General features: G+C 40.6%; 4 protein-coding genes. 3 read left to right on the top strand and 1 reads right to left on the bottom strand.

Annotated elements, in window-relative coordinates:
• Positions 1 to 81 precede the first annotated feature (81 nt).
• The 3 genes from P20439_RS12040 to P20439_RS12030 are packed head-to-tail and all read left to right on the top strand — an operon-like array spanning position 82 to position 4,838.
• The gene (locus tag P20439_RS12040; RefSeq protein ID WP_036933862.1) at positions 82 to 1,821 is read left to right on the top strand and encodes an HAD-IIB family hydrolase; all 1,740 of its coding nucleotides are present in this window, start codon (positions 82 to 84) and stop codon (positions 1,819 to 1,821) included.
• Positions 1,814 to 3,034: a hypothetical protein gene (locus tag P20439_RS12035; protein WP_008115311.1), complete on the top strand. Its 1,221-nt coding sequence runs from the start codon at positions 1,814 to 1,816 to the stop codon at positions 3,032 to 3,034. Before P20439_RS12040 ends, P20439_RS12035 begins: the two co-directional genes overlap by 8 nt.
• Before the next feature lie 25 nt (positions 3,035 to 3,059).
• Positions 3,060 to 4,838, top strand: coding sequence for an alpha-amylase family glycosyl hydrolase (locus tag P20439_RS12030; protein ID WP_008467165.1), 1,779 nt, complete (start codon positions 3,060 to 3,062; stop codon positions 4,836 to 4,838).
• A 67-nt stretch (positions 4,839 to 4,905) separates the two neighbouring features.
• Here P20439_RS12030 and P20439_RS12025 read toward each other — a convergent pair.
• Positions 4,906 to 5,477 (bottom strand): substrate-binding domain-containing protein (locus tag P20439_RS12025; RefSeq protein ID WP_036933858.1); only part of this gene is annotated, 572 nt, incomplete at its 5' end.

Here is a 5,477-nt window from a genome sequence, read left to right as displayed (position 1 = left end):
CTAAAAAGTAACAATAAATAATATTGGTCTAGTAACTGCATTTCCTTAGTCATACCCTATAGTTGACTCAGGGATTGTTATATGGAGACCAAGAGTGTGGATATAAATGCTTTTTTAGTAAAACACCAACTGCCGTTGAAATATCAGTATATTAGCGAGCAGTATTTTTCTGCTATTGCACAGGACATTCTAACTAGTAAAAAAACAGCCCCTTTATTTGTCGCGATTAATGGCTGCCAAGGCTCAGGAAAAACCACGCTTGGCGACTATTTAGTGACTTGGTTTAGCCAAAATACCCACCTAAACTGTGTTGCGCTTTCTATTGATGACTTTTATTTATCAACTCAACAACGCCAACAGTTAGCGCAAGATGTGCATTGTTTATTCGCCACCCGAGGCGTTCCGGGTACACATGATGTTGCGCTGATGGATAACACCATTAGCCGTTTATTAAATACTGAAGTAAATGTACCGCTGCCGCGTTTTGATAAGCAACAAGATGAACCCGTAGCAAAAAATAAATGGTTAACTAATAGTCAGCCGGTCGATGTTGTTATTTTAGAAGGGTGGTGTGTAGCCAGTGAACCACAGCAGCCTTTTACGCTAGTAGAGCCTATTAACGAGCTAGAAAAATCATACGATCAACAAGGGTTATGGCGTCGCTGTATTAACAGCTGTTTAGCCAATGAATATAAAACCGTTTTTGATAAAATCGATTATACAATTATGCTCAAAGCCCCGAGTTTTGATGATGTGTTTGCGTGGCGACAAGAGCAAGAACACAAGTTAATTGCCAAACAAGGGCAGGGCGCAGGCACTATGACTGATGAGCAGTTATTGTGGTTTATTTCTCATTTTGAACGCATCACGCGTGAAAACCTCAACACCCTTAGTGCTAAAGCAAATGCACTTATAGAGCTCGATAGTAATCGAGATGTAACTGCGATGGTGCTTACAAGCGATAGTATTGTACAACCTATCATTTTTACCGATTTAGATGGCACATTACTCAATCACAGAGATTACAACACCGATGCGGTAGATACCTTATTACAAGAGCTGCAATACAGCGGTGTACCTGTGGTATTTAATACCAGCAAAACATTTAGTGAAGTAGTGGCACTGCAACAAGCGCTTAATATTACACAGCCTTTCATTGTTGAAAATGGCTCGGCTGTTTATATTCCTAAAAATTATTTTAATCTCAGGCCAATTGGCTGCAGCGAATACCAAGGCTACTGGTGTTACTCGTTTGCTGCACCCATTAGCAATTTATGGACTGATTTAAAACGCTTAAAAAAAGACTACGGCGACCAATATAGTTTGTTTAGTGAGCTGACCAGTGAGCAGGTAATGAAAATGACAGGATTAAACCAGCTACAAGCAACGCAAGCACAAACCCGTCAATACTCAGATCCGCTCTACTGGCATGGCGATGAGCAGCAACTAAATGAATTTATCAATGCGATATCAGTATATGGCTACGAGGTTAAAGTAGGCGGGCGCTTTGTTCACATTGGAAAAAATACCGATAAAAGCATGGCTCAGCAATGGTTAGTGCAGCAGTTTAATACGCAGTTTACTAAAGCGCTGAGCATTATTGCGCTAGGGGATAGTGAAAACGATAAGCAGATGCTAGAAGAGGCTGATATCGCCATCATCATTACCAATCCAGAGAGTAAAAAGCCAGTTAAATTAACCTATAACAAAGCGCGCTATTCTCAATTGCCGGCACCGCTAGGCTGGGTTGAAGAAATTACAGCACTACCTTGTATTAACAGTATTTTACCCAGTTCTGAGGAGTATAGTTTACATGGCTGATTTTTATCAAAATGGCATTATTACAACACTACATAACATTGCCAATAGACCCGTAGACGATTTAGAAAAAGAGTTACTTGGCTTTAGTAAACAGCGACCAATGGGGCTTATATTGCCTTCATTATTTAGTGAGTTAGAAGGCCCTGCTTTACAAAATATTGTTAAAGAGCTGCAACAAGTACCGTATTTATCGCAAATAACTATAGGCTTAGACAGAGCCGACGAAAGCCAGTATCGCTATGCATTGAACTTTTTTAAATCGCTTGATCAAAACCATAAAGTGTTGTGGAACGATGGCCCACGTTTGCAGGCGCTCGATAAAGAGCTTCAAGCTTTAGGTGTGGCGCCACGCGAGCTCGGTAAAGGCCGTAATGTGTGGTATTGCATGGGCTATAAACTCGCTACCGCGGAGGTTGAGTCAATAGCACTACATGATTGCGATATTTTAACTTATGACCGAGGCTTATTAGCGCGATTAATTTATCCCGTTGCACATCCTCGATTTAACTATGAATTTTGTAAAGGCTTTTACCCGCGTACTGCCAATGGAAAAATAAATGGTCGAGTATCGCGTTTACTGGTTACTCCGTTATTACGCTCGTTTAAAACCATATTAGGCAGCAGAGACTACCTTGAGTATATGGACTCGTTTCGTTACCCATTAGCCGGTGAATTTTCGTTTAGACGCGATGTATTAAACGATATTCGTATTCCTAGTGACTGGGGATTAGAAATTGGCGTATTAAGCGAGATGTACCGTAATTACTCCCATAACCGCTTATGCCAAGTTGATATTGCCGATAACTACGATCATAAACACCAAGAATTATCGCTGGATGACCAAACTGCTGGCCTTTCTAAAATGTCGATTGATATAACCAAAGCGTTATTTAGAAAGCTAGCGACTCAGGGGGTTACCTTTACCAGCGAAACCATTCGCTCATTAAAAGCGACATATTACCGCATTGGTTTAGACTTTATTGAAACTTATCATAATGATGCGTTAATGAACGGTTTAACACTTGATATTCACCAAGAAGAAAAAGCGGTAGAAATGTTTGCGCAAAATATTATGAATGCTGGCCAACACTTTTTAGAAAACCCAATGGAAGCGCCATTTGTGCCGAGTTGGAACCGTGTAGCTTCGGCGATGCCCGATGTACTAGATCGATTAAAAGAAGCCGTTGAGCTTGATAACGAACAATACAGTTAAATTGGTATACTTAAACGAGGCGCCTGTGAACATAGTTAGGGAACAGTTTTTTCAACGAGTCGAACAACATTTACATACTATTTATCAAGGGGTTGAGTTACCTATGCCGGTAGCTGAGTTGGCTGAAGAATTAATCACCTTGATATTGAGTAATAACCCACTTCGCGATCCTACGCCGCACACTAATCGCTGGGATGAACAAGATATTATTTTAATTGCCTATGGCGATTCTATTATAAATCATGAAGACAGTGAGTTAGCAGTTGGAACTCCCCTAGAGGCGCCCTTAAAAACCTTGCATCGCTTTATAAAAGAGCAGTGCGATCACCAGCTTAATGCACTGCATATTTTACCTTTTTATCCGTACAGCTCAGATGAAGGGTTTGCGGTAATGAACTATGCGCAAGTTAATGAAGCGCTGGGCGATTGGCAAGATATTAACGCGATTGCCAACGATGTAAAGTTAATGGCTGATTTAGTGATTAATCATTGTTCTAGCCGAAGCCTTTGGTTTGAAAACTTTTTAACCGATACACACCCAGGGAAAGACTATTTTAAAACAGCCAGTTTAACTGACGATTTAAGCCAAGTAGTGCGCCCACGAACTTCGCCATTATTACATACGGTCGCCACAGCAAGCGGTGATAAGCATGTATGGTGTACATTTAGTCATGATCAGGTGGATTTTAATTTTGAAAACCCTGAGGTTTTAAAAGAGTTTGTTGGCATTATTCGCCATTATTTAGATAACGGTATTCGCCTATTTCGCCTTGATGCTGTAGCCTTTTTATGGAAACAACTTAATACCAGTTGTATAAACTTGCCACAAACCCATGAAGTGGTGCGTTTACTGCGAACGCTGATTGAGCATGCTGAGCCCAGTGTAGTGATTATTACCGAAACCAATATTCCTAATCAAGAAAATCTATCTTACTTTGGTAATGCCAACGAAGCCCATGCAATTTATAACTTTGCTTTGCCGCCGTTGTTATTGCACACTTTACTTAGTGGTGATAGTACCGCGCTTAAGCACTGGATGATGAGCATGCCGCCAGCGCAAAACGGTACCGCATATTTTAATTTTATAGCCTCTCATGATGGCATTGGTTTGAGGCCAATTGAAGGCTTATTACAACCGAGTGAAGTTGCTTCGTTAGTAAGTACGACCATGCAATTTGGGGGTCGTGTTTCAATGCGCACCAGTCACGATGGTACACATACCCCCTATGAGCTAAATATTGCTTTGTTTGATGCCTTACAAGGTACGCATAATGGCGCAGATAAATATGGCCTTGAGCGTTTTTTGTGTGCCCATGCCATTATGTTTGCAATGGAAGGAATACCGGGGCTATACATACATAGTTTACTTGGCACAACTAATGACTATGAGCGCTTTGAAAATTCGCAGCACAATCGCGCAATTAATCGTCATCGCTGGCAAGAGTCAAAATTATTAGCGGCTATTGAAGAAAAATACAGCCACCATCACCAGGTGTTCAAGGGAATAAAACAGTTATTATCAGTGCGTAAAAGGCAAGCTGCATTCCATCCTAATGCTACACAATTTACTTTGCACTTAGGAGAGGGGTTATTTGGTTTTTGGCGACAAAGTATAGACCGCCAACAAAGTATTTTTTGTGTTTATAATATTAGCAGTCAGCCACAAAGCTTAACCTTAGCCGACTTAAACTTAATAAATACCCAGCAATGGGTTGAGCTAATTTCTAAAACAACACTCGATGACGCGCTACAAACCATGCAGTTAGCACCCTATCAAACGCTTTGGCTATCTAATAAGGCATAAATAATGCAAACAATATACATTCAGAGTTTTAAATAAAGTAACCGCACTGTAAAGGGGCTTTACAGTGCTATTGCTCAAGCGCTAAAAGTAGATTTTCTATGGTGAATTTATGCCAGTCAGCGCGTGTTTTACTAAACTGTATAAAGTTTATTTCTGCTAGGCCTGTTGTATTTATCGCCGTATATAAGGGAGTATTTTCATCAGTAAGTGGGTCAAAAATATCAGCTGTACGATGAAGCAAAGGGCTATGCTTTGGTTGAGTATGGTTGTCGAACAGATTAACCAGAGCATAAGCACCTAACAAAACATGACCTCCTATAGATACATCAAGCTCTGAACCATTATTAGGTGGAACCTCCCAGTTAATACCGCCCACAATAACCTGAGATTGCATGTTTAGCTGTTTTAATGCCCTTTTTGCGCCAAAAGCAATGGCGTCATTCGCACACCAAATAATGTTAATTTCAGGGGCTTGCTGCATATACGCCAAGGTTTTTGTAAACCCTTCTTGTTCAGACCAATTGGCAACCTCTTTAGCGATTAAAGTAACTTGCGGTGTTTGCGTTAAAAAGTCCATTAACCCTTGGGTACGCATAATAGAAGCAGGCGTTGCATAATCGCCTAATAACGCTAGTGTAT

Origin of the sequence: Pseudoalteromonas sp. BSi20439 (genome assembly GCF_000241165.1) — a bacterium.
Taxonomy (GTDB): domain Bacteria; phylum Pseudomonadota; class Gammaproteobacteria; order Enterobacterales; family Alteromonadaceae; genus Pseudoalteromonas.
This window is presented reverse-complemented; position numbering and strand designations above follow the sequence as displayed.